The 20,959-nt window shown below is 61.0% G+C and carries 27 protein-coding genes; 13 read left to right on the forward strand and 14 right to left on the reverse strand.

What is annotated here, in order from left to right; genetic code table 11:
* Window positions 1–28: 28 nt before the first annotated feature.
* Window positions 29–442 carry a TIR domain-containing protein gene (locus tag IFR11_RS15215; RefSeq protein WP_191916719.1) on the reverse strand — a complete coding sequence of 138 codons (414 nt, stop codon included), beginning with the start codon at window positions 440–442 and terminating at the stop codon, window positions 29–31.
* Window positions 443–880: 438 nt separating this feature from the next.
* Between IFR11_RS15215 and IFR11_RS15220 the strand changes: the two genes are divergently transcribed.
* Window positions 881–1,171 (forward strand): hypothetical protein, encoded by a 291-nt coding sequence (locus IFR11_RS15220; protein WP_191916720.1) that lies wholly within the window; start codon window positions 881–883, stop codon window positions 1,169–1,171.
* Between the two features lie 140 nt (window positions 1,172–1,311).
* Here the strand turns inward: IFR11_RS15220 and IFR11_RS15225 are convergent, their stop codons facing one another.
* From IFR11_RS15225 to IFR11_RS15245, 5 genes are all read right to left on the reverse strand, one after another.
* Complete coding sequence (locus tag IFR11_RS15225) at window positions 1,312–2,382, reverse strand: restriction endonuclease subunit S (RefSeq protein ID WP_191916721.1); 1,071 nt, start codon at window positions 2,380–2,382, stop codon at window positions 1,312–1,314.
* Window positions 2,379–4,394: an HsdM family class I SAM-dependent methyltransferase gene (locus IFR11_RS15230; RefSeq protein ID WP_191916722.1), complete on the reverse strand. Its 2,016-nt coding sequence runs from the start codon at window positions 4,392–4,394 to the stop codon at window positions 2,379–2,381. Before IFR11_RS15230 ends, IFR11_RS15225 begins: the two co-directional genes overlap by 4 nt.
* A gap of 565 nt (window positions 4,395–4,959) precedes the next feature.
* Complete coding sequence (locus tag IFR11_RS15235; RefSeq protein WP_191916723.1) at window positions 4,960–5,163, reverse strand: DUF3846 domain-containing protein; 204 nt, start codon at window positions 5,161–5,163, stop codon at window positions 4,960–4,962.
* Window positions 5,164–5,327: 164 nt separating this feature from the next.
* On the reverse strand, window positions 5,328–5,672 hold the full coding sequence (locus tag IFR11_RS15240; RefSeq protein ID WP_191916724.1) for a hypothetical protein: 345 nt from the start codon (window positions 5,670–5,672) through the stop codon (window positions 5,328–5,330).
* Window positions 5,673–6,006: 334 nt separating this feature from the next.
* Window positions 6,007–6,366 carry a hypothetical protein gene (locus IFR11_RS15245; protein ID WP_191916725.1) on the reverse strand — a complete coding sequence of 120 codons (360 nt, stop codon included), beginning with the start codon at window positions 6,364–6,366 and terminating at the stop codon, window positions 6,007–6,009.
* A 615-nt stretch (window positions 6,367–6,981) separates the two neighbouring features.
* On the opposite strand from IFR11_RS15245, the gene IFR11_RS15250 reads away from it, so the two are divergent.
* Entirely contained in the window at window positions 6,982–7,344 is a 363-nt protein-coding gene (locus IFR11_RS15250) for a hypothetical protein (RefSeq protein WP_191916726.1), read from the forward strand.
* 520 nt (window positions 7,345–7,864) lie between these two features.
* Complete coding sequence (locus tag IFR11_RS16905) at window positions 7,865–8,161, forward strand: DUF6907 domain-containing protein (protein ID WP_441005410.1); 297 nt, start codon at window positions 7,865–7,867, stop codon at window positions 8,159–8,161.
* Between the two features lie 10 nt (window positions 8,162–8,171).
* Here IFR11_RS16905 and IFR11_RS15255 read toward each other — a convergent pair whose 3' ends face one another.
* On the reverse strand, window positions 8,172–8,468 hold the full coding sequence (locus IFR11_RS15255) for a helix-turn-helix transcriptional regulator (protein WP_191916727.1): 297 nt from the start codon (window positions 8,466–8,468) through the stop codon (window positions 8,172–8,174).
* 383 nt (window positions 8,469–8,851) lie between these two features.
* On the opposite strand from IFR11_RS15255, the gene IFR11_RS15260 reads away from it, so the two are divergent.
* The 3 genes from IFR11_RS15260 (at window position 8,852) to IFR11_RS15265 (ending at window position 9,690) form a co-directional block, all read left to right on the forward strand.
* Window positions 8,852–9,106 (forward strand): hypothetical protein, encoded by a 255-nt coding sequence (locus tag IFR11_RS15260; RefSeq protein ID WP_191916728.1) that lies wholly within the window; start codon window positions 8,852–8,854, stop codon window positions 9,104–9,106.
* 85 nt (window positions 9,107–9,191) lie between these two features.
* Window positions 9,192–9,317 (forward strand): hypothetical protein, encoded by a 126-nt coding sequence (locus IFR11_RS16680; protein WP_274604485.1) that lies wholly within the window; start codon window positions 9,192–9,194, stop codon window positions 9,315–9,317.
* Window positions 9,318–9,396: 79 nt separating this feature from the next.
* A complete protein-coding gene (locus IFR11_RS15265) occupies window positions 9,397–9,690 on the forward strand; it encodes a hypothetical protein (protein ID WP_191916729.1) in 294 nt (97 codons plus the stop codon).
* Between the two features lie 26 nt (window positions 9,691–9,716).
* On the opposite strand, the gene IFR11_RS15270 is transcribed toward IFR11_RS15265, so the two are convergent.
* The 3 genes from IFR11_RS15270 to IFR11_RS15280 all read right to left on the reverse strand — a co-directional run bounded on the left by IFR11_RS15270 (window position 9,717) and on the right by IFR11_RS15280 (window position 11,950).
* A complete protein-coding gene (locus IFR11_RS15270) occupies window positions 9,717–10,070 on the reverse strand; it encodes a DUF6907 domain-containing protein (protein WP_191916730.1) in 354 nt (117 codons plus the stop codon).
* Window positions 10,071–10,364: 294 nt separating this feature from the next.
* Window positions 10,365–10,709 carry a histone-like nucleoid-structuring protein Lsr2 gene (locus tag IFR11_RS15275; RefSeq protein WP_191916731.1) on the reverse strand — a complete coding sequence of 115 codons (345 nt, stop codon included), beginning with the start codon at window positions 10,707–10,709 and terminating at the stop codon, window positions 10,365–10,367.
* Between the two features lie 203 nt (window positions 10,710–10,912).
* Window positions 10,913–11,950, reverse strand: coding sequence for a hypothetical protein (locus IFR11_RS15280; RefSeq protein ID WP_191916732.1), 1,038 nt, complete (start codon window positions 11,948–11,950; stop codon window positions 10,913–10,915).
* Between the two features lie 140 nt (window positions 11,951–12,090).
* Between IFR11_RS15280 and IFR11_RS15285 the strand changes: the two genes are divergently transcribed.
* Window positions 12,091–12,390, forward strand: a complete 300-nt coding sequence (locus IFR11_RS15285; protein WP_197978910.1) for a helix-turn-helix domain-containing protein — start codon at window positions 12,091–12,093, stop codon at window positions 12,388–12,390.
* A 65-nt stretch (window positions 12,391–12,455) separates the two neighbouring features.
* On the opposite strand, the gene IFR11_RS15290 is transcribed toward IFR11_RS15285, so the two are convergent.
* From IFR11_RS15290 to IFR11_RS15305, 4 genes are all read right to left on the reverse strand, one after another.
* Window positions 12,456–12,974: a Pycsar system effector family protein gene (locus tag IFR11_RS15290; RefSeq protein WP_191916733.1), complete on the reverse strand. Its 519-nt coding sequence runs from the start codon at window positions 12,972–12,974 to the stop codon at window positions 12,456–12,458.
* The gene (locus IFR11_RS15295) at window positions 12,971–13,702 is read right to left on the reverse strand and encodes a hypothetical protein (RefSeq protein ID WP_206755311.1); all 732 of its coding nucleotides are present in this window, start codon (window positions 13,700–13,702) and stop codon (window positions 12,971–12,973) included. Before IFR11_RS15295 ends, IFR11_RS15290 begins: the two co-directional genes overlap by 4 nt.
* On the reverse strand, window positions 13,699–15,147 hold the full coding sequence (locus IFR11_RS15300; RefSeq protein WP_191916735.1) for a hypothetical protein: 1,449 nt from the start codon (window positions 15,145–15,147) through the stop codon (window positions 13,699–13,701). The genes IFR11_RS15295 and IFR11_RS15300 overlap by 4 nt, the downstream gene beginning before the upstream one ends.
* A 481-nt stretch (window positions 15,148–15,628) precedes the next feature.
* Window positions 15,629–16,390: a hypothetical protein gene (locus IFR11_RS15305; RefSeq protein ID WP_191916736.1), complete on the reverse strand. Its 762-nt coding sequence runs from the start codon at window positions 16,388–16,390 to the stop codon at window positions 15,629–15,631.
* Between the two features lie 94 nt (window positions 16,391–16,484).
* Between IFR11_RS15305 and IFR11_RS15310 the strand changes: the two genes are divergently transcribed.
* The 6 genes from IFR11_RS15310 (at window position 16,485) to IFR11_RS15335 (ending at window position 20,784) form a co-directional block, all read left to right on the forward strand.
* Window positions 16,485–16,793 carry a hypothetical protein gene (locus IFR11_RS15310; protein WP_191916737.1) on the forward strand — a complete coding sequence of 103 codons (309 nt, stop codon included), beginning with the start codon at window positions 16,485–16,487 and terminating at the stop codon, window positions 16,791–16,793.
* Between the two features lie 4 nt (window positions 16,794–16,797).
* Window positions 16,798–17,094 (forward strand): hypothetical protein, encoded by a 297-nt coding sequence (locus tag IFR11_RS15315; RefSeq protein WP_191916738.1) that lies wholly within the window; start codon window positions 16,798–16,800, stop codon window positions 17,092–17,094.
* Between the two features lie 319 nt (window positions 17,095–17,413).
* Window positions 17,414–18,058 (forward strand): MT-A70 family methyltransferase, encoded by a 645-nt coding sequence (locus tag IFR11_RS15320; RefSeq protein ID WP_197978911.1) that lies wholly within the window; start codon window positions 17,414–17,416, stop codon window positions 18,056–18,058.
* 38 nt (window positions 18,059–18,096) lie between these two features.
* A complete protein-coding gene (locus IFR11_RS15325; RefSeq protein WP_191916739.1) occupies window positions 18,097–18,291 on the forward strand; it encodes a hypothetical protein in 195 nt (64 codons plus the stop codon).
* Between the two features lie 25 nt (window positions 18,292–18,316).
* Window positions 18,317–18,523 carry a hypothetical protein gene (locus IFR11_RS15330; RefSeq protein ID WP_191916740.1) on the forward strand — a complete coding sequence of 69 codons (207 nt, stop codon included), beginning with the start codon at window positions 18,317–18,319 and terminating at the stop codon, window positions 18,521–18,523.
* A gap of 5 nt (window positions 18,524–18,528) precedes the next feature.
* A complete protein-coding gene (locus IFR11_RS15335; RefSeq protein ID WP_191916741.1) occupies window positions 18,529–20,784 on the forward strand; it encodes a type IV secretory system conjugative DNA transfer family protein in 2,256 nt (751 codons plus the stop codon).
* Window positions 20,785–20,959 lie beyond the last annotated feature (175 nt).

Genomic DNA, 20,959 nt, shown 5'->3' on the forward strand with positions numbered 1-20,959 from the left:
TATCCCTATGACGAGCGCACGCCGTCTACTAGGCATTTTTTCCTTCGCCCATCATCTGCTCGATCGCGCGTGCGATCGTGTCCCATTTCCAGCCGATGACGCGGCCGCGGGCAAGTCCGGACGGTAGCGTGCTCGTAGTGTCCGCATGGTCGACGTACACGCCGAAGACTGGAACGTTCTTGTCTTTCGCCATAGCGATCTCGGCTGCTACTCCGTAGGCGCTGCCCATAGAGCGCCCGACCAGAACAATGACCATGTTGCACACTGCAATCTTTGCAGCGATCTTCTCTTCCCATTCATCTTCTTCGAGGGCGGCTTTCGAGGACCAGTCTTGAATCACAAATGGAGTGGGCGAATCTTCCTTGCCCTGGCCGACAAAAAGTCGTCGCGACTGCTCGTTGTTGTCGAAGTCAAAACTGATAAATGCACGTGGTTCGGCCATAATTACTCCTTTGTAAATTAATCAGTGGAGACGGAAGCGGCTAACGCTCTCGTTTACGCTGATTATCTCACGTTTGCGTGTCGGCGTCGATGGACTTGCCACGCTCACCTGTACGTCGCCACAGGGGGGTGAGCGGTGTCTCAAAACAGGTGCTAATCGAAACCCCGGTGTAGTGCTCGAACAAATAAAAACAGGGGTCAGCGGCAAGAAACACTAACCCGCCCGTAGAGCGATCGGACACGCCAAGACTAAAAAATTCCCCGACTAGGGGGTGTATTTGGTTCTGAGTTGGGATTCGTGGTGGCCCCAACGGAAGCGTTCGCGAACAATTCACGACCCCTGTTGGCGCTCCGCGAGGCACTGCGAAACGGTGAGATTCGTCGCGCTCTGCAGGGACGGGTGCGTGCGCATGCACCCGGAACGCGCTCTCTCCGTCAGATGACGCCCGAGCTCCTTGAGCACATCGTTACGGACTACCGCGCGGGCCTCAGTGTCTACGCCATCGCCGAGAAGCACGGCATACATCGCCAGACCGTCACCAACCATCTTGTCGAAGCCGGCGTCACACTTCGTCGGACTATCACGAACACCGAACGGCAGCGGGCGAGAGAACTCTATGACTCTAGCGCCTACATTAAGGACATCGCCAAGGTCCTCCGCCGCAACCCGGCGACTATCGCGAAGATGGTTCGTCCCAGTCGGACGGCTGCTAATGCTCTCCACGGTTGAGCCGCGCGCTCCCGCGCTCGACCCGCGACACAGTCGGAACAGATGGGCTCGCCTTCTCGGCCAGCACGTACCGCGATGATCTGAGCTTCTTGCACGTTCCGTCCGGCGCCCTTGGCAGGTCCAGGGGGTCGGCGCACTATTTACAATAACGCGATCGTAGTCGGGGACATCCGCTGCTCAGCGCGCGCCCGCAACGTCTTGCCGTAGAGGGTCATTCCCTCCCAATCGACTACATGGTTGCCGAATTCGGCGGTCGTCACCGGAACCATGATGCGGGTCGCTTTGAGTCTCCCCAGGGTCGCTCCATTTCCACCCCAGCTGAATTTACCCATCTGCTCGCGAAGGCAAGACACCAATACAAGGGCGTTATCCTCGACGAGGCTCGGATGGCGAAGCACTTGAATGTTCTGGCTCGTGTAGAAGGGCACTGGCTGGTAGGCGATGGTCTGGGTGTCCAACCCGATCGTGATCGCGTTTCCCAGCTCCGGCAACTTCTTTTGTAGCGTGGTGAACCCGTCTGTGCCGTTGCTGGCTTTCGTACGGGAGACGAACGGAAACATATTCTCACCCCGCCCAAGCTTGGTTTTGTCATACCAAGCGGCGGAGGCCTTCATCGTCTTGAACACATCTGTGATGAACATCGGCTCGAACGCCAGATCGGGAAGGTTTGCGTCTGCATTGACCGGGTGAGGCGTACGAGCACGGTGGGAGTGGGTGATTGCCCGCACCATCAGCTCTTCCCCGAGCCGAGTCATACCCTCCCAGTTAACAACTTGCTCATTGGATTCGTCGCGCCTGATGGGAACCATGATGTGGGTCTTCTCAAGACGGCCGGCGCTCGCCTTGTAGCCCCACGAGAACTTCTTAATGGCACGACGAAGCGCCGACGTCAGCACCAAGCCATTGAATGAATCAAGGTGCGGCGACCGCAACTCGTACACCTTGGTCGCCCCGTAGAACGCTACCGGTTGGTACGCCACCACCTGCGTGTCGATACCGATCGTAATTGCGTTGCCGGGATTTGGTCGCTTCTCCTGGCGGGGGATGAATCCTGCAACGCTGTTCCCCAACGCAGAGTTCGTAACATGCGGGAAGGCGGGCTCCCCGTGCCCCACCTGATTGGTATTCAGCCAGGCCGGAGCCTGGCGATATGTATCAAACACCTCCGTGATGAGCATCGGGGCGAACGTCAGGTCGTGGTAAGTACTCATTCGCTGATGCCCTCCTCGACGGCAATCTCGGCTTTGTCCTCTGCTGCGGCGGGCGCAATCAGGTCACCGCGGCCGTGGGTGTGCATGTCGACTTGCCAGGTGAGGTAGTCCGCGACCGTGGCATAGAAGTCCTCGTAGCTCGGGGGCTGGTCATTGAAATAGAAGTAGCTGTGCTGCCACTCGTCGGTGGCCGCAACCTCCGACCGCACCACAAAGGACGTGTCATCGGGCACGCCGTCTTGGAGGACTTCGAGCACGTGTGTGCGCCGGTCAGCGGCGCGCCCGTCGTCGACCAGCCCGACGTGCTGGCGGACCTTGTAGCCGTCATCCTTGAAGTCGACGAACGCCGTTTTCTTCGTCGCTGGATGTGGGACGCCCGCGGTGAAGAGTGCAATCACGACGTGAGTCCCGACGCCATGAAAGGTGTCAGGGTTCATCGTGAGGACAGCGTCAAGCGTGTGGTGTTTGAGGATCTTCGCCTTGAGTGCCTTATCCTCCCTTGTCTTCCCAACCATGGCTGACTGTGGAACGATCGCGCCGAGGCGCCCCCGCACCTCTAGGTGGGATAGAGCACGCTCGATGAAAGACAGCTCGGACAGATGCCGCGTCGTCTTGTCCTTCGACTGCGAGTACGGCGGGTTCATGAGCACCTTCGTAAATCCCTCAAGACGCCCGGGCCGCTCGGGGTTGTAGGGGAAGAAGTCGTCCCTCGTGGCGTCGAAGAAGCTGCGGCGCTGGAAGTTCGCCTTGCCGTCACCCCGCAAGATCATGTTGGTCGTCCCGACTGCGAAGAGCTTGTCCTGAAGCTCGACGCCGTGCAGTTGGAACCTCTTAATCTCGTCGAGGCGTTCATTGAGCCGAGCGGGATTGTCGCCGTACCGCTTGATCGCGTCCGCGAACATGCGACGCATCGCCGCAATGAGAAAGGCCCCGGATCCAGCGGTCGGATCAAGCACCACATCGTCGCTATTCACGTCCACTAGTTCAGCCATAAGGTCTGTGATGTGATGTGGCGTGAGCACGATGCCCAACGAGTTCCCGTCAGACCCGCCGTACTTGACAAACTCGCCGTAGAAGTTTCCGAGCACGTCAAACGCCGAGTGCGAGGGCGACGAAACGACTTCAAAGACCTCGTGATCGAGAATCTCCGTGAAGTGCTGGAGCGGCGTCTTGCCGAGGTCTCTATTCCGCTGGTTCAGCAGCACATGGCGCCTGATGAAGGCGAAGCGATCGAGCATGATCCCGATCTTCTGCTTTGGTCCGAGGTCGGCCTCGGGGCTCTCCAGGAACTCCTTCGCAGCGTTATAGACCTTCTCGCCGTCGCGGTACCCATTACGCTGGTCCCCGGTGAGGTCGTCGAGCAGCTCAGGCCGGTACTTGAGTGCCAGCAGGATCGCGGAGACCAGCGTCGCCTTGTTCTCGTTCTCCAGCGAGGCGTAATTGCGCATCCCCTCATGGAGGTTCACCGCCACCTTGCGGATCTCGCGAACCTCGCGCTCCTCGCGAGGCAGCTCGCCAAGCACCGCGACCCGGTGGTACTCGTCGATGCTCTCCGCAGCAAATGGCGTCAGTGTTTCCAGGCGGCCCAGTACCTTGGGCTCGAGCCTCGGCGCAACGTAGGCGGCCCTCATGTCGTAATGGCTTTCAGTCCCAGCAACGCCTACCGCAAAGACCTTCTTGTTGGTCTTATCAGCGAATGTTCTCGCATAATGGACGGCACCGTTCAGCGCATACCTGACTCGCGAGATCGAATCCAGCGCCACCCGCCCCTCGTCATCGAGTAGATGCGAGTCTTCGAACCGAGCCTTGTCCTCAACCACGACGATGAACTCGCCGGACTCGACGACGAACTCGGGCTTCCCGCGACCAGAACCACCGGACTTCGAGGCACCTTCGAGTGCCTCATAGATGTATGAAGGCGCGTCGGAGCAGCTCTGCTCCCACGGCCGCGGGTACCCAATCTCCCGCAACATGTCGCGGACAAACTGATCGGTGCTTCTTTCGTTTCCCATCGGGGTGCTCCTGCTGCTCGCGATTTGAATCAGGTTCGCATCAATGACGTTACCTGGGTTGTGGTGGCAAACTTGCTGCGTGCACTGGAGGGAGAGTCGCGCCTTCGCTGCTCAAGGTGAACCGGCCGATCGCCTCGGAGCTTGCAGTCGGGCTGGCGGCCGTTGCTCCGAGACAGGTGACGAAACACCGAGATGGACCCGCAGTCCTTCAGCCCGGTCTCGACAGGCGCGCCTTCGTAGAGGAGATGGCGCCTGCCCCCTGCCCCGCGGAGACGGAACAACTCGCCGGGCGAGCGAGATACACCCGCTGCTCGCTATTGGCCAGCGTATGTCCAGCAGCCGGCTACGGCGACGAAGGACCAACGGACGTGGGTGAGGCGCGGACGCTGCCTGAAGCAGCCGAAGTGCCTCTAGCTTGCGACGAGCACGTATCTCGAACTTTCCGTTACAGGACTTCTGCAGTCGCCAGTTCCTCGTGCCACCGGCTCTCGCCCTCGTCGTCGGTCAGTCCAACGGCCGCGACGTCGCCAACGAGACGCGCGTCGCGTGCCTGTGGAACGTGAAATCACCAAAAGTACGTGGCGCGACGGTTGTACGGCAAGCCGCGGAAGAGTCTCTCTTCGTTCATGTACACCGTGACGCCGAGGTCTGGGATGTCGACCGCCTCGATCCAGCCGCCAACGACTCGCTGGTATTCCTCCAGCGACTCAAACGTGGCAGCCGCGAGCAGTGCAGTGTTGTCAGCCGGGATGATGATGCCGTGCACCATGGTGGTGTTCCTCCTTTGTGCGTGCGACCGGGAACCGGAACGGTTCCCGTGGAATCGCAGAGCACAAACGAGCAGCACTCATCACGAGGGGTGAGGCGGGGCGGCCGGCGAGCGGTGTCCGGGCGGACGTTGCTCGAGCCGGCCGCCCGTGTGCGGTGGAGCCGTCAGGTGCCCTGGGGCCTGGCCGTGCGCGCGGTCTTCGCTACCGGGGTGGCCTCGAAGATGGCGGTGATGGCGTCGCGTTTACCTGCTGCCTCGCGCTCAATTTCGTCGCGCACGTCTTGTGCACGGCGCTGTAGGGCCGAGTCTGCCTTGGCCTGCTCGATCCACGCGTCAATGGCGAGGCGAACCTCGTCAGTGACGTTGCGGTCGCGCAACTGGGCAATGATGTCCAGCTGGGTGCGGGTGGACTCGTTGAGTCTGACCGCGAGGGGTTTGATCGGGCCGTAGCCGAGTCCGTTGGCGGACGCGGGCGAGGTGGGCGGGGTGTTGACGTTGGACTCGCTCATGTGGGCGGGTCACCTCCTTGACGGGTGCGGCCGAGAACTCTGGTGGTTCTCTTCGAGACCGCAGTCCGGCAATGAGGGGGCATGGGCGGGTGCCAGAACTGAACTGCAACACCCGCTGTCCCCAGTGAACGACAGAACATGTCGCGTTTCAACCGTCCGATCGGACAATCCGTGGTCGCTCGGTTCCATTCTTTGTGGGTGCGCTGACACGGCATACGGCAAACGCAAAAACGCGACCGACCTGCTGAGTAACCTTTCTTATGACGGCTGCGGATTCGCATTCACGGCGTGGTACACCGAGGACAATCCTGTGAATAGTGCTGAAGGTCGATTCTCATGTTCTTGCGCGAACGTGTCGCGCTAGTTCGCGTATTCCCCACGTCAAAAGAGATACGACCAGCCCTCCACAACCGCCGGCAATGAGCGCGAAGCCGCCGAAGATTTTAATGCCAGCATCGGTGCCGAAGAGCACCGCGTGGGGATCTGGTGTGACGGGCCAGAAGAGCAGAACCGCTAGCCCGGCGAGAAGGAGGAGGACGGAGGAGATTCCCGCTCCCACGGCGAACTTCCAACTCGCGAATCGAGCGCGTAGCACAGCCCACATCACGACCCACAGGACGGCGATCAGACTGCCTGGCAGGCTCGCGGTGGCGATGAGCGCAAGGATTGGCCACACGCCGGAGTAGTTCGTCAAGAAGAACATTCTTGCCTAACGAGGTACGTCATCCCCCAGCGCTGGCCTTCGCGACAAGGACGTCGTGAAACGCCTGGGCGAGTCCGTTGACGACATTGACGGGAATCTGCTCGTTGAGGCCAAAGCCGCCTTGCCTGACCATGATCGCTCTCCGGAAGGAAGCGAACGCGAGGTCGTCGTTTTGGGTGAAGAATCGGAGGGCAGTGTCGTAGATCGAGCATAGGGAGCCGACTCACGCCCGCGTGTGTGCGCGGAACGGTCACGCGGAACTCATTACACTCCCGTAAGAAATTCCAAGGCTTCAACGTCTTTTCCATCGCGCAGCACAGGTGAAGCTTGCAGCGAGACGTACTCCACAGCCGCTGCCGCGACACCATTTGGACAGTGGACGTGATCGAGGGTGTATGTAAAACCCAGATGATCGCGGATAAATATGGACACGACCGCATGCCCAGGGAGCGGCTGGCGGGGGAGGCCCGCAGGTGATGCTTGCGCCATTTTCTGATCCTTCAGACGATTGTTTGCCTACATCACTGCCTACCATGTATACATGGAAAATGGAAGACGCTGCGTCGAATGATTCTGGACTGGGTGTGAGAAGAAAATTTTCAGGCGATGACCGAGGCGTATCCCGCCATGGTCGCGCATCGAACCTCTGCCAAGATTTGGCTCTTGCGCGCCTCGGCGACCGTAGACGGGGAGATGCATGTGAGTATCGTCGATGAAATTAACGAGATTTTGGCCCGCGCGACAGGTGACGCACTCAATTCGTGGGGCGCTGTGCACGGACTGAGCGCCTTGCGTTGGTTGATCGTCCATTCGGAGCGCGGGGTCACAATTGAGGGTTCGCCAATGGAGTATGCGCATACTCGTGAGCAATGCATCGCCGCTTGGGCGGCCGCGATGGACTTGGCTCAGTTTGACGAGAGTGACGTATGGTTTCTCGATTCCGGCGGGTGGTACATACGGCTTGTTTGACTTGAGTGGGGAAGGGTGTACAGTGACGAATCTACCATGTAGACATGGTATCTAGGTAGGTAAAACTTGCTGGGTGGCCGACGATCGGCGGCGGCGAAGAGGAGCTGCTCAATGCGTTATTCCGCGAACAGCGCGTATGGATCCGTTAGAGTCACGGACCTGTATGAGGGAGCCGAAGGATGGCATGCAGCCGAACGTGGAGTACGCCTCACGCCCGAGTTGGCTCGAGCGCTTCAGGCGCGCGGATACACAACGGTCCGGGTGCGGGTACGGTGGTGGAAGCGCCGGGAGGTGTCCTTATGGCACTACCTCGTAAATCAGACCAGTAGCGATGGGGCTCCACTCAATGTGCGCTATGCGCGCGGAAGCCGATAATAGTCCGGGTCTCAGCCGCGGCGCTTATGAAATCTCTCGTCCCGGTGCACGATAATGAGCGCGTGATGCGGCTAGCTTGTCGCGTTGCACGTAAACAATCGGATTCTACGGGGGGGGGTAAATGCTTTTTGGTTCTTTGCAATGGATGAATACGTGTCCAGAATGGTGCAATGGTCAAGACGACGGTACCGACGATGTTAATTTCGTCCACCGAAGTGATCCGCATACTGTACCGGTAGTCGAGAGGGTGCCGGACGGCGAGGGAGGGTTCGGGGCCGCGTCGTCAACCGACTTAATTATCGGACTAGAACGGATCAACGGCGACACATGGGTCTGGATAGGGCCCGATGAGGACGTTCACCGCAGCCTCGTTCTCACCGAAGAAAGTGCTCGCCGACTGAGCCGCACACTAATTGCACTTCTTAGCAAAAGTCGCGCTTGACTTTCGGCTCCTAGGAAGTTGGGCTTTCAGGTTGCCGCCTTAGCTCTAGCGGTAGAGGGGGCAGCAAATCTTCAACCTTGAGCCCCAATACCAACGCGAGTGATACAAGCGTTTGCAAGCGTGGATTGGCGGGAGTTCCAGGATTGGACTCACCCTTCTCCAGCTTCTGATAAGTGAAGGTCGAGATGCCCGCGCCGAGGGCCACACGCTCCTGCGATAGCCCCGCCTCCGTCCGAGCACGCTGAAGCTTGCAACCGAAACCCTGGGCATAGTCGACCCACAGCTGCTTGTTTTGCGAAAGTGTCATAGACTTATCAGTCTACGTCAAGCCGCGTGATGACCGCTACGCCTTCACGAAGGATGCGGCGATCTATTCGCTTCCGCATGATCGGTTGAGCTCTCCCGTGACTGCCGGGAGGCGCGTACAGCTCGTGGCAGCATATATCCCGCGAACTCGCTGCTCAGGTTCATGACGACACCGGACGAGACTCCGGCCATCGCCGCCGCCTCTTTCGCGGACAACTCTCCCATCATGTGGCGCATGACGCTCAGAATGAGAATGTTTACCTGTGCTGGTGATGTGATCATTAGCTTCCTGCCGACTGCTTGTTCCGGCTTATTTAGTCAGCGCCGTCACTACATCGTTGACGTGTTGATGCGGTGTCACTCCCAATACGATACCATGTATGCATGGCTGAAGATGAGTTCGATAGCGAAGCAGAAGAGCGTCGCAGATCGCGAGAGTTGGGCATGCGTATCGAGTTGGCGCTACAAAATGAAATGCGCTCCTTGTCGTCTTCGGAAGCGGCTGAAGTAATCCGATGGCCGTCCGCGCTGTTCTCCTACGCCGAAACAGCCGCGGACAGAGAAGCGGCCGCTCGTTCAGAAGAAGCCTGGCTGGTTCGGACTCCAACTTTCAGGCCGAGTACACCAGAATTCGATTAAGTCAGCCCACCATCTCCCACCGACCCTCCCTGAGTTCCAGAAGCTCGCGACCAGAGCGCTGGTCGCCGCTCCCCACGGTGAGCCCGTGGCGACCTCGCCCCGCAGCCTGAAGCGCCGTATCGATCCGGGCACTTGGGAAAAGATCATCGCCAACTACGGCGCGTTTGAACAAGAGGGCGGGCGTCTCGACTTCGCTTTCCAGCAGTCGTAGTGCGAACGTTCTGCAACGACCCACCGCATATGGACGTCCACTTCCGCGTGCCTGTCTCGACCAGGTTATGGTGCGAAGCATGTCAAACAGCATCGAGCGAATACACCTGGTGGTCGATGGCATCCGTCATGACCTCGGTCCCGAAAAGGGCATGGACGACCTCGAAGCGCAGATTCTCGAGGCGATAAGATCTGGCGGAGGGTTTGTCAGGGCCACCCTCGATCGCGGACAACGGCTCAGCATCTTCGTCTCGTCCACCAGTTCGATTCAGATCGTGGCGTTAAACGTGCAACCCGACCACGCCTCGGCTGACGACGACGAACAGTGGCCAAACTTCATCGACGACGTGGCAAGGCCGTCCGACGACTCTTGATCGAGAATGCGACTCAGCCATCAGAGCTACGAACTCGGTGCTGCGTCCCGGCGTCGATGTTCCTGCGCCGATGAGAGGGCAATGCGGATTGCCGCGTTCAGACGCTCGGCGCTGTCGGTGGTGACTGCGATGAAGCGAGCGCCATCTTCAAGCGGCCCAATGAAGAGGTATGTGGCTTGGGCGTCCCGCTCTAGCGCCACCACGTAGTCCTCCGCGGTGAGGGGTGCCGGGGTCGAGCCGCCGAGCGTCACGCGGCGGCGCTCTACGACAGGCACGATCTCCCCATTGCTGCGATGCCAGCGTGGCGGGAAAGGTTCTTGTCCATCATCGTGGCCGGCGCACCACGATGGACATTCATCTGCGTTGCCAGTGTGCGTCATGACAAGCCTTCTCGTTCCGGAAATTCGCCAGTCCCGGGCGACTACGGGGTGCGCTCGGTTGCTCTTTCTTACCCTGTCTCTATGCTCCAGTCGACATGTTCGATGACTTACAATCCGGGCTTCCTAAGACACAAGATGCAGACACCAGAGCCCTCCTAGAAGCGGCCTACGAGAAGCTCGAGGAGATGGCAGTGAAGACTTGGTCTGGCGCACCGGCACCGAAAACCATCAACGCCCCCACTGTTTCGTGGGGGCGTTGATGTTCACGTGGACATGCTCAAGAGAAGAGCAGGGTCAGGCGTTTGCAGCCTTGTACGCGTCGATGACGGTCGCCGGCACGCGGCCGCGGTCGCTGACGGCGTGTCCGTTGGCGCGCGCCCACTCGCGCACAGCGCCGAGGTTGAGGTCGCTCTTGGTTCGGGCGCCGCGAGAAGCAGCGGACCGGCTCGCAGACCCGACGGAGCGGGCCGCGTCGACAAACGGGGCGAATGCGCCGAGGAGCTTGTCGGCGTTCGTGTCGGAGAGGTCGATCTCGTAGGCGCGTCCTTCGATGGAGAAGGAGATCTGCTTTCCTTCGCCTTCTTCGAGAATGCTGCCGTCAAGATCATCGATGAGGTGGGAGATGTGTCGGGTAGCCATGCATAGCAATCTACTCGCTCGTGGAGAGGTAATTCCATTCGCATGGATAGAAGGTCGACCTGATCTCGCGCGATCCACGTTAGGAGCAGCCTCATTCCGATGTCTGGTCTTTCGAATTCAGCAGGCCAGCTTTCGCTGTGCGGAGCACTAGATCGGCCCGCCGCCCCATTCGGACGACGGGCCGATCTACAGGGTTGCTCATACTAGGAGTGTGCGCCTGCGCGGCGGCGCGCCACTAGGACAAAGGCGATGCCGCCGAGGATGAGCACGCTTGCCCCGATGCCTGCCGCGGTTGTGCTGGTGCGGTCGAAGCCCGTCACGGCCAGGCCCTTGGCGACGGTGAGCGAGGCGTAGGCAGAGCCGCTGGTCGCCCCGCGCACCTCGATTTTGTGAGAGCCGATGGCAGCGTCGGACGGGATGGTGACCGTCTTGGAGATCGTGCCGTCAACGCCGGCCGCGGTCGACAGCAGCTTCACCGGCGTGGAGTGGAGCCAGATCTCGACAGACTCACCAGCCGCGAAGCCGCTTGCGCTCACCGTGACCTGGTTGCCTCGGGCGACCGTGCTCGACGAGAGCGAGACGGCGACGGGGGAAGCCGACACGGTCGGGGAAGGGGACGCCGTCTCGGTCGGCTGCGGATCGGGCGTGGTCGTCGGCTCGGTCGTCGGCTCGGTGGTCGGTTGGGGCGTCGCCGTTGGCGTGGGCTCGGGCGTCGGTGTCACCGCCGGTGTGGGGGTGGGGGTGGGATCGGTCTTCTCGGGCACGGTGAAGGTGTAGGGCTCGACGATGTCTTTGGTGCCGAAGCAGTCGCAATTGAGTACGTAGTAGCTGCGGATGTAACGGGTATAGGTGCCGGGGGCGAGCGTGATGGTCTGCGTGAAGGCACCCGGGCCTGTGACGTCGAGGAACTGCGTCGTGTCGGAACCCGTGAAGTAGGTGTACTTCTCGGCACCGTCGACGACGTAGGCCTCAAGGGGGGTGTTGTCGCGCTCGGGTTCCACGCCGGGGCGCAGGTCGTAGCCGAACGAGAGCGTCACGTCACCGCTGGCGTCGACCGTCTGATCGGGGCCGCTCGTGATCATGGCGTAGGTGTCGTCGTAGGGGCCCGCCGCTGACGGTGTTGCGGACGCCGCCTGGGCAGTCCCTCCGATGGTCAGGACGAGCAATCCGGTGGCAAGGAGGACGGTAGCCGCAGCGCGGCCTATCCGTCTGGTGCGGCGAGTCGGTACGGGTCGGGTCATGGCGGAATCCCCCAGGTGTGCGGATGAGCGCCGAGCAGGGTGGTCGGCGTGCGCCTGTCTAGGACGGCAGGCAGGGTACGTCCGGAGATTACCAATTTCTATTGGTTACCACCAACTCTTCTTGGTCTCAGGCTTGAAGAGTGAGCACCAACCCCGCGAGTACGCCCGAATGGGCCGAGTTCGCGCGGGAGCTGGGGATGAACCTGAGACGTCGGCGGGACACTCTTGGGCTCACCCAGGAGGCGGTAGCGGAACGGGCGGGCATATCGCTGTACGCGTATCAGCAGTATGAGCGGGGTGCCGCGACGAAGGGTGGCGCCGCGACGAACCCGCGGCTGGCCACGGTGCTTGTCCTAAGCCAGGTTCTGCAGCAGAAGGTCGACGAGTTGCTGCCACCCACGCCGTGCTTCTTGGACATCGAATGCCAAGTCAGAAGGTAGGCGACATGGAACCGGCAGGCAACCACCGCGGAGGTCTGTGCGACACCGAGCGTTAGGAGCCCGAACTAAAGCATTTGCTGAAATAGCAACGCAATGGATGCCGCTGAAAGAGAAACCAGGAAAGTACCGAGAGCTGCGCGAATCAGTCGATATTTGCGGAGAACGAGATTGGCAAGCAGCCACAGCCGCGTAGCCGATCCGAACGACGTCGAGCCTGCTTGCTTCGACACTCGACGCAGTATGTCCTTGGGTCCCTGAGTCGCTGCGGCGTCTCGCCAGTAAAATATCTCCCCCGCCGCCTGGGCTTCTCGCGTGAAGCGCGGCCAAATCGCCGCGGTGCTCAAACAAAGCGTTACCAGTGAGGCGACCCCGCAAACGCCCCACAGAATTTGCGACGCCAGCGGCTGCGCGCCGTATCTAGCCTCAGGGTCGTACAAAAGACCCGCCAGAAGTGGTATCACGAGCGTTTGCACCGCGAGAATAATGGCCGCCTTCTGATCGGCAGCACGCGTGTCCTCTCGTGCATGGGCCACCATCTCACCCAGCACCCGTTCAATTTTTACAGAACCGCTGAACTTTTTCACAACCGAACCTTCGCCGACATCTTCTTAGCCTCGGAGAAGAAGTTGGTAAAGCCGAGGGCACGTGCCGTGTCTATGGCGACCTCGAAAATGCGGATCGGTTGCTCGCCGGACTTAGATAAGCGCTCCGGAAGCGGAAAAGAGTATCCAAACTTCACAAATGGATACTCAAACTCCATCTTTTGTATGTGCGATGCGTTCACGGACGTATGGACAACAGCAATCGCATCCGTAGTCGCGCCCTTGAACGCCGAAATTCGTCCTAAGATATCGAGCGGCACACCATAATAGTCTCCCGCGAACTCCGTAGCATCACCAAACGTCCAATATGCCCGGTACTCGAGGGGAGGAAAGCTCGAATCGCTATGATACTCAATGCGCCAGTGTCGATCCACGAGGTTGAGCAGCACCAGAATCTCAAGCGCGCAGCGCGGGTCCGATGAGCACAGGAGTACTGCATCGCCCATCTCTTTGAAGATCCTCACGCGGTCGCCGTATGGTTCGCTAATCCTCGTGACGACATCTACCAGCATTCTCGCCCGGGTGAAGGCCGCCTCGTCGCGCGCTGTGACGCGATATCGCCCACTCGCGCGAAGATCGACCAGAATCCAGTGTGCTGAACTGGTGGGACTCTCTGCATACGAAGCGCGCGCCGTTCGCTCGTCATCGAGCGCCTGTGCGAACATCCTCGCCGCTATTTGTCGTAGGGAAAGTTCGCCAGGGTTGCTCATTCGAGACCAACCAAGTGAAAAACGTCCGAGTCCGACATCGACGCAAGGATGTTCACAGCAACTTGAACTCGGTGGGCAGGGGTAGCCAGCAACACCTGCGCTTTTTCCACGTAGTCTCCACGATCATCACCATGATTGAGGAGACTGTATCGGCGGACCCATTCAAGAGCCTCACTGTCTTGAGATCGATACAGGATATCCAGGGCGGTCTCGAGAATGTTGGTAAGGGTGCCTTTGCGCAACTCCAGTCGTGTCGTCTTAAAGACAGCACTATCGAGATGCTTTTTCATGTTATTGAGGACATCTGCAGCATTCTCAGACAGCCCGATCGCCTCGGTTGCTACCGCTCCGTCATTCACGCCATCAAGGCGCTTCTTACTCTCCTTGACCAGATCATCTATGAAGTACGTGTACAGCCCACTCGCGTCATCAACCCCTAGAGCCGCTCGCACCTCAAGGGGAAGACTTGTTCCGTAGGTTCTTAGGAAGCCTTTGAATGGCGATAGCGGCAACTCGCCGCCACGAGAACGGCCACCCAACGTCGCGACGCGCGTAGCTTCGTTCAGATTTTCCAAGACCCAGACGATATCGTCGCAATATCTCACGACGACAGCTTCGTGTGTCGCATGTTCGACGCCGATTTTTCTCGTCAGCTCGCGAGATTGGAGCGCATGCAAGAATCTCGAATCGGGCTTGTTGGGCGAGTCCAACGAGTGCCGCCATACGCCGTACATTGTTTGTGCGAGAAAACTATCCGTCACCGGCTTTACGACGAACGGGTCGACTGTCAATGACCAGTAGCTCTGCTGACCTGAATGGTAAGCCTCGGCTTCATCTTGGACGGCAGCCCAAGGCATGCACGCCGCGACGCTACGACGCGTTTCGGGAGACTTGATTTTATCGATCCATGACGGAAAAGAATACTCACCTTCAGACCCCACCGTGAAAAGTGCGTCTTTTACATCATACTGCGCGTTAGCTTGAATCGATTGGCCCGTAGCGTCCGCGAGCTTCTCTTCAATCCAATTGGGAACGACAGTTTTGCCGACGTGAATGAAAGGAACGCTGCCGACTTTGGACCCGAGAGAAATCGCCTCTACAAGATCGACATTCAATTCTAGTCTCGCTGCCGCCGAACGTGCTACCTGTGAGCACTTGGTCGCGTGACTACTGTAGGTGCGCGCAAGTCGCGCCGCGCCAAAGAAAAGGACATGGCGCTTATTTTCGAGTGTACGGTATGCATCCGAGTGGATGACCCGATCGCGGTCTATTGTGCTTGGCGTTCTACCTCGCAGGCTCGCCGCCCCTTCGGATGTTGCGAACCTGTCAGAGAGTTTTCCGATTGCGTCGGCACCATCGATGGTGCGACCTGAGAGCGATGAAAAACCATGCGGACCCAGGGTGCTCTCGATCAGTTTGACGTGCTCTTCGTATCGTTCAGCCATCGTCGCCCCTTGACAGATTGGTCGAATCCCTAGAGCCACCTCAGCGCCTCTCGTGCCCACCTTCTCACCCTCGGGTCCGCGTCCGCAAGTAGCTCACTCGCTAACGCGCCAACGGCGAACGAGTCAATGGCGACAAGAAGGGGGAGCTGACTGGCGGCCAAGCTCCGCACATCCGGACTCGCGGACTGCGATACACACTCATACACGTTGACTGCTTGGTCGGGGTAGTGCGCTACGACGTTGGGTAGCATTTCGGCACACCCATCTCGCCAGTCCGAATAGGCGTGAATGGTCTCCTCCATTGTGTTGCGCACAATGACTCCACTTATGTTCTCTTGCTCAAATCTTCATTTCATATCTTTCTTTTAACACGCTTTATGGCCACGGTCAAGCATAGTCGTTTCTAGTTAATGCCAGGTGTGCGGATTTGTCTCTGTGCGCATGTCGATCATTCTGACGTTCACTAAGAGAGATGCACTGACTAAGAATTTGATACAGCATAGTGCGAGATCAGCGCTATCTCGATCGCGCGATTCCGCACCGTCCGCATCTGTGCGAGTATCCGCGGCTCAGCCACCCAGGCCAGCAGCCTCCACGTAGGCCAGACCGGCATTGGCCAGTGGACGAAGATGCGGCCCATCTGTTCGCCGTAACCGACGGTCGTGTCCAGGGGTGCATCCGGGAGCACGAACCGCCGTATATACCGTTCGTCGTGCTCTGGATCTTTGTGGACGTGGAAGTCGAGGTCGATCGTCACGCCATTCACAATGACGATCGGTGGCTGCCAAGACTCATACGCCATCGTGAAGTCGAGGATTGGCTGGAACGCTGCGCCGGACTGGAAGATGGACACCACGACTGATGGTCGGTCGGTTTCGTCACGGTCGCGGATGATCGTGGCGAGCTCGTACATGCCCTTTTTTGCTCTCCGCCACGGCGCGCTGATCTCTCCCGCGTAGTGCTCAGCGACGTAACGCAAGCGCCGCTCATCGATCGTGCCTAGCCCCACGTTCCATCCGCACAGGTAGAAATAGGCGCCGACATCGGTGTCGGGATCGCGACCGATGCCCTCGTAGAGCCGCGACAGCTCGTCGTAGGCACGTTCCGGGATGCCCTCGCCGAGCGCTTCGACGAGGTGGAACAGTCCGTCGAGGCGGTGCGGTCCGGGGTACCCGGGCTGCTTCCGGAACTGCAGAAGTTCCTTCACGATCGCGTCGCGTATCGGGTCGACTACCTTCACCATGAAGCCAATTTTGCGCCAATGACGGATTCTCGTCTCTCGCTCAGCCTGGAAGTGCGGCAGTTAGTCGCACTCGAAAGGCAAGAGAAGGGACATCATGTTCGAGACGAAGAAGGAGCTGGCGCCGCTGGGCGGTGCCTTCACCTCCACCGGGTTGGCTCAGATGGGCGCTGGTATGCAGCGTCAGACGGGCCGCGAGGTGGAGCGTGTGCAGGGCCAGGCGATCGTGGCGGAGGTGAAGGAGCAGGGCCGCGCGTTCCTGACCAACTCTGTGCTGCAGAGCGTCGGTGCCCTCACTGCGCTGGAGCAGCACCTGATCCAAGTGGCCCCGCTCGGCGAGGCCCGCTACAAGCACATCGTCGATTCGTTCACCATGGGCGCAGCCCAGGCAATCACCCGCTGGTGACCCCGTGCCTCTGCCCGTCGTCGAAGTGCTCAGCATCCTCGGCGTCTGCGCCGCTGCCTTCGCGATCTACGCCGTGGTGCTCTTCGTGATCGCCTTCGGTCGCCAACCCTTGGAGCACTGGATCCGCCAGCGGCGTGAGCGCAAGCGTGCCCGTATCGAGGCGGAACTCGACCGTACCCAGGCTGAGCTTCGCCAGACAATTCTCCAGATCGCGTCCGCCCTCGGTGGGGACGCGCTGGAGGCCCGCAAGGCCCTTATCCGCGAGTCGTACCTGGCTCGCGGTGAGGTGCCAAAGGAGTAGGCCTCCGAACCGGCCGGGGCGGTGACATCACAAACGTGTGCGTGGCTTGCGCCGCCCCGGCCCCCTCCCGGACGACTTCGCCCATTCATAACGTGGGCGGTTTTCGCCTCCTGTGGAAGAGCGCGTGTGCTTTTCGCAACGTGCTCGTGGTTATCCACACCCCCACCACTGATGGGCCTAAGACGGTCTGCTTCTGGTGCGCGATCGGACGGTTGCTGAAATGCAGCTGAGAGCGCATAACCAGGGGGCAGCCCCGCACGGCCCCTCATAGTCGCCGTCATCCCAGCGGGTAAAGACCGCTGCCGGAAGGAGCAAAACCATGCACACCACCAACACAACAACGGACCCGGCGGGTGCCGCCGCCATGTCGACGAAAGCCCCCGAGGGGGCACCGGAGAAGCCGCGACGTCGGTACCGGACAATCCTCATGGACCCTCCATGGGGCACCCCCGACCAGAAGGGAAAATTCGGGGCCGAGACCCACTACAGCCTGATGAGCCTGGAACGCATCAAGGCGATGCCCGTCGCCAATCTCGCCGACGACAACGCCCACCTCTACCTCTGGTGCTACCCGGCGACGCGCTACGTGGCAGAAGACGTCATGCGGGCGTTTGGCTTCACGTTCAAAGACGAATTTGTCTGGGGTAAAGACCAGATGGGTCTCGGTCAGTATTTCCGTCACGCCCACGAGACGCTGCTGATCGGGGTGAAGGGCAAGCTCCCGGTGCAGTTCAAGGGCCAGCGCAGCTTCACTATGCTGCCTCGCCAAGACCACTCCCACAAGCCGGAGGAAGTTCACGTCATGATCCAGCGCCTCAGCCCCGGACCCTACCTAGAACTCTTTGCCCGGCGTCCGATGCCCGGCTGGGACGTCTGGGGCAACCAGGTCGATTCCGACATCATCATCCCCGGCTACCCGGTTCCGAGCGACGCTCGCCACCGCCAGGAGGCGTCCAATGCCTGAGCGCACCATGCCCATCACTCACTTGAAAGGAAGCGCCGATGTCCCCGTCCGATCGCAGTCCGCTGCGGGCTTCCCTGGCGGTGGCGTGGACGGTGCTGCTCATTGCGGCACTGTTGTACGCCGCGGTGTGGCTCATCTGCCAGATCTGGGTCTGGCTCGTCGCCATCTCCCTATTCGCCGGAGCAATCGCCACGCTCGCTTGGTGGCTACGCCTGCGCCGGGATCGCTGGTGACAGTGTCCGTCATTGGAGGTCGTTCATGAGCGCCACGAAGCGCGGTCGCGGTCGGCCGCGCCGTGAGTACCGAATCCGAGTCCGCGCGGAACGCCGGGAGATTCCGGACTACGACAAGCTCGCCCGGGCCCTGCTTGAGCACGCCGCCATGCAGGCCCAGCGGGAGGCGACGGTACGCCCCGACACCACAGACGACAGCAATAAATCTGACGCTTCGGAGGAGCCGTCGTGAGGTGGGTGTGGAAACAGCTGCACTTCCCGCAGCCCTTCGACACGGTTGAAGCACTCGGGTTCGTGCAGCGCCTCGCCGCAGATGAGTCCCGTGGGCCGTTGGTGTTTGAGGCCCGCTCTGAGGCGGGGGGTATCCGGCACCTGGTCGGCGGGGAGCAGACGACCCTGTCGGCCACCGCGAGCGTGCTGCGCCGCCTCATCCCCGGCACCGTCCTCACCGACCTGGACGATCCACGGGTACCGGTCGAGCGGGCGGGTCGGGTACGCATTCGCCAACGCAACATCGGTCTCGCTCTCGACGCGTCCGGGGCAGCGCTGCGGGCACTCTTCGCGGCGTTGTCGCAGGCGACCGGTAGAGGCGACGTGTTGGTGCTGCAGGTCATTCTGGGGGCGAGCGTGCCCCCGCAACCGGTGACAGGGAACACCCCGGACCCGAATTTGTCGTTCTTCGACCTACTCACCACCGGCACCCGACCCGCGCCTAGCGACATGCGAGCCGACCTGCGCTCCAAACTGGGGCAGTACCGATTTCGCGCGACCATCCGCCTCGGCGTCACGGCGGTTAGCCCGGTGCGGCGGCGTCTGTTGGTGCACGGCATGCTCGCAGCGCTTCGCCAACTTCAGTCCGGCTCGACCCGCATCGATCTCGTCTCCGACCGTCCGGATCTTGTCGACGCAGCCGTCATACCGGCGAGGAAGCCTCTTCGCCTCACAGCGGACGAGGCGCTTTGCCTGCTCGGGTGGCCGACAGGTGAGACAGCGCTACCGGGGATGCCGTCGATCCACCCCAGACGCCTCGCGCCGCCAGTCGGGGTCACCCCGGGGACCGAGCGGGTGTTTGCCCTCACCAGCGCGCCGGGCCCGAACCTGCCCGTCGGTGTCCGCATCGCGGATGCGATGCGCCACACCCACGTGATGGGACCGAACGGGGTCGGGAAATCGACGGTGCTCCTGAACCTAATTGCCGCCGACATCGCCGCCGGGCGCAGCGTCGTCGTCATCGACGCTAAGCGCGACCTCGCCATGGACACCCTCACCGTCATCCCGCCGCACCGCACCGCGGACGTCGTCGTGCTCGACCCGGTCGGCTCCGGCCCCGTCGTCGGCCTCAACCCCCTCGCGGGCGTCGGCGACCAAGGACCGCTGGTCGCAGACCGTCTCCTCGCAGTCTTCCGCGGGTTGTTCCCCTCAGCATTTGGCCCGCGGACGACGGATGCGATCCACTCGTCCCTGCTGACATTGGTGGAGAAGAATGACTCCACTCTGGCGGATCTGCCGCGGCTCCTCTCCGATGACCGGTTCCGTCGCACCTACACCGCCGGGATCACCGACCCGTCGCTGGCTGGGTTCTGGGCACAGTATGAGGCTGCCACGCCCGGTGCCCGCGCGGCTATGGTCGGGCCAATCTTGACCCGCTTGCGTCAGTTTCTGCTCCGGCCGTCAATTCGAGCGGTGCTCGACCAGCCGTCGCCGCGGTTCGATCTCGCCGACCTGTTCACCAAACCCCGCATCCTCGTCGTGCCGCTGAACCGCGGCCTCCTCGGTCCCGTCGCGGCCGAGCTTGTCGGCTCGCTCATCGTCAGCCAGCTCTGGCAGCTCACCCTGGCCCGCGCTGGGGTGCCAAAGGATCAGCGGACGCCGGTGTCGGTGTACCTCGACGAGGCGCAGATGTTCGTCAAGCACGAGTCCGACCTCGGCGAAGCACTCGAGCAGTCCCGTTCGATGGGCGTCGCCTGGCACCTCGCCCACCAGCACCGCTCCCAGATGCCAACGAGTCTGCTCGCCGGCATCGCCGCCAACACCAGAAACAAGATCCAGTTCCAAGCAGACCCGGCTGATGCCGCCGCCGTCACGAAGCACAGCGCGCTGACGCCCGAGGATGTGACCAAGCTCCCACCGTTTCACGTCTACGTCGACCTGCTCGCGGGTGGAACCCAGACCGGATGGTTCTCCGCGGTCACCCTTCCGCCACCGGAAGCGATCTCCGATCCAGAGCAGATCATCGCCGAGAGCAAAGCCCGCTATGGCCGCGACGACACCCCATCACCCGTGTCGCCTCACAACCCCTCATCTCCCTCCAGCGGTGGATCGGCAGCCAGCTCGTTCGCACGAACTGCCAACGGCGATGCAGTGGATGAGGAAATCGTGCTGACGGTCATCGGCACGGACCAGCGTCCCGAACCGGTCACCACAGCCGGGGACAGTACCCAGGCAGGTGATGCCGAGGAGCGCATCGGTCGTCGTCCGAAAGGCCGCTCATGACCCTGAACGACGTACACCGGAGCAGAGGCGAGAGGCGTCCGCTCGCCTGTCCTGTCGGGCGTCCTGTCACGACGATGACCACACCCCCTGTTGCCGCGTATTTTTGCGGAACCTGGCCCGGTAAGGGAGGGGACTATCCCGCCTCTGGCGGGATGCTTCCCGGCATCCTTCGCCG

The sequence above is a fragment of the Microbacterium sp. CFBP 8801 genome, assembly GCF_014839455.1.
Classification (GTDB): Bacteria; Actinomycetota; Actinomycetes; order Actinomycetales; family Microbacteriaceae; genus Microbacterium.